The sequence below is a fragment of the Planococcus sp. FY231025 genome, assembly GCF_052078085.1.
GTDB lineage: Bacteria > Bacillota > Bacilli > Bacillales_A > Planococcaceae > Planococcus.
This window is the reverse complement of the sequence record NZ_JBQJJG010000020.1, coordinates 1-2,543: the sequence shown is the minus strand read 5'-3', so window position 1 is coordinate 2,543 and position 2,543 is coordinate 1. Positions and strand designations below refer to the sequence as shown.

The window sequence follows — 2,543 nt, the reverse complement described above, 5'->3', positions numbered from 1 at the left end:
TTTGGTTAAGTCCTCGATCGATTAGTATTCGTCAGCTGCACGCGTCGCCGCGCTTCCACTCCGAACCTATCTACCTCATCGTCTTTGAGGGATCTTACTTGCTTGCGCAATGGGAAATCTCATCTTGAGGGGGGCTTCGTGCTTAGATGCTTTCAGCACTTATCCCGGCCACACATAGCTACCCAGCGATGCCCCTGGCGGAACAACTGGTACACCAGCGGTGTGTCCATCCCGGTCCTCTCGTACTAAGGACAGCTCCTCTCAAATTTCCTGCGCCCGCGACGGATAGGGACCGAACTGTCTCACGACGTTCTGAACCCAGCTCGCGTACCGCTTTAATGGGCGAACAGCCCAACCCTTGGGACCGACTACAGCCCCAGGATGCGATGAGCCGACATCGAGGTGCCAAACCTCCCCGTCGATGTGAACTCTTGGGGGAGATAAGCCTGTTATCCCCGGGGTAGCTTTTATCCGTTGAGCGATGGCCCTTCCATGCGGAACCACCGGATCACTAAGCCCGTCTTTCGACCCTGCTCGACCTGTACGTCTCGCAGTCAAGCTCCCTTGTGCCTTTACACTCTGCGAATGATTTCCAACCATTCTGAGGGAACCTTTGGGCGCCTCCGTTACTCTTTAGGAGGCGACCGCCCCAGTCAAACTGCCCGCCTGACACTGTCTCCCGCCCCGATCAGGGGCGTGGGTTAGAAGTTCAATACAACCAGGGTAGTATCCCACCGACGCCTCCTCCGAAGCTGGCGCTCCGGGATCTCTGGCTCCTACCTATCCTGTACAAGTTGCACCAAAATTCAATATCAGGCTACAGTAAAGCTCCACGGGGTCTTTCCGTCCTGTCGCGGGTAACCTGCATCTTCACAGGTACTATAATTTCACCGAGTCTCTCGTTGAGACAGTGCCCAGATCGTTACGCCTTTCGTGCGGGTCGGAACTTACCCGACAAGGAATTTCGCTACCTTAGGACCGTTATAGTTACGGCCGCCGTTTACTGGGGCTTCAGTTCGCACCTTCGCTTGCGCTAAGCACTCCCCTTAACCTTCCAGCACCGGGCAGGCGTCAGCCCCTATACGTCACCTTACGGTTTTGCAGAGACCTGTGTTTTTGCTAAACAGTCGCCTGGGCCTATTCACTGCGGCTCTCTCGGGCTATACACCCTACCAGAGCACCCCTTCTCCCGAAGTTACGGGGTCATTTTGCCGAGTTCCTTAACGAGAGTTCACTCGCTCACCTTAGAATTCTCTTCTCGCCTACCTGTGTCGGTTTGCGGTACGGGCACCTCCCGCCTCGCTAGAGGCTTTTCTTGGCAGTGTGAAATCAGGGACTCCGGGGCGCAATGCCCCTTGCCGTCACAGCTTAACGTATGTGAAAATGGGATTTGCCTCATTTTCCGCCTCACTGCTTGGACGCGCACAACCAACGGCGCGCTCGCCTTATCCTTCTGCGTCCCCCCATTGCTCAAACGGCGGGGAGGTGGTACAGGAATATCAACCTGTTGTCCATCGTCTACGCCTATCGGCCTCGACTTAGGTCCCGACTGACCCTGAGCGGACGAGCCTTCCTCAGGAAACCTTAGGCATTCGGTGGACGGGATTCTCACCCGTCTTTCGTTACTCATACCGGCATTCTCACTTCTAAGCGCTCCACCAGTCCTTCCGGTCCAGCTTCAACGCCCTTAGAACGCTCTCCTACCACGGACATCTACGATGTCCATCCACAGCTTCGGTAATCCGTTTAGCCCCGGTACATTTTCGGCGCAGTGTCACTCGACCAGTGAGCTATTACGCACTCTTTAAATGATGGCTGCTTCTAAGCCAACATCCTGGTTGTCTAAGCAACGCCACATCCTTTTCCACTTAACGGATATTTGGGGACCTTAGCTGGTGGTCTGGGCTGTTTCCCTCTTGACTACGGATCTTATCACTCGCAGTCTGACTCCCAATCACAAATCACTGGCATTCGGAGTTTGTCTGAATTCGGTAACCCGGGATGGGCCCCTCGTCCAAACAGTGCTCTACCTCCAGGATTCTAAAAAATTGAGGCTAGCCCTAAAGCTATTTCGGAGAGAACCAGCTATCTCCAGGTTCGATTGGAATTTCTCCGCTACCCACACCTCATCCCCGCACTTTTCAACGTGCGTGGGTTCGGGCCTCCAGTAAGTGTTACCTTACCTTCACCCTGGACATGGGTAGATCACCTGGTTTCGGGTCTACAACTGCATACTCATTCGCCCTCTTCAGACTCGCTTTCGCTGCGGCTCCGCCTTCTCAGCTTAACCTTGCATGCAATCGTAACTCGCCGGTTCATTCTACAAAAGGCACGCCATCACCCATGAACGGGCTCTGACTAGTTGTAGGCACACGGTTTCAGGATCTATTTCACTCCCCTTCCGGGGTGCTTTTCACCTTTCCCTCACGGTACTGGTTCACTATCGGTCACTAGGGAGTATTTAGCCTTGGGAGATGGTCCTCCCGGATTCCGACGGAATTTCACGTGTTCCGCCGTACTCAGGATCCACTCTGGAGGGGATG

Annotated in this window: 1 rRNA gene; it reads right to left on the bottom strand. The window is 54.5% G+C overall.

Annotated features, from left to right (window positions below):
* Nucleotide 1: 1 nt before the first annotated feature.
* Nucleotides 2–2,543 (bottom strand): 23S ribosomal RNA (locus ACTL32_RS18845); the annotation flags it as partial.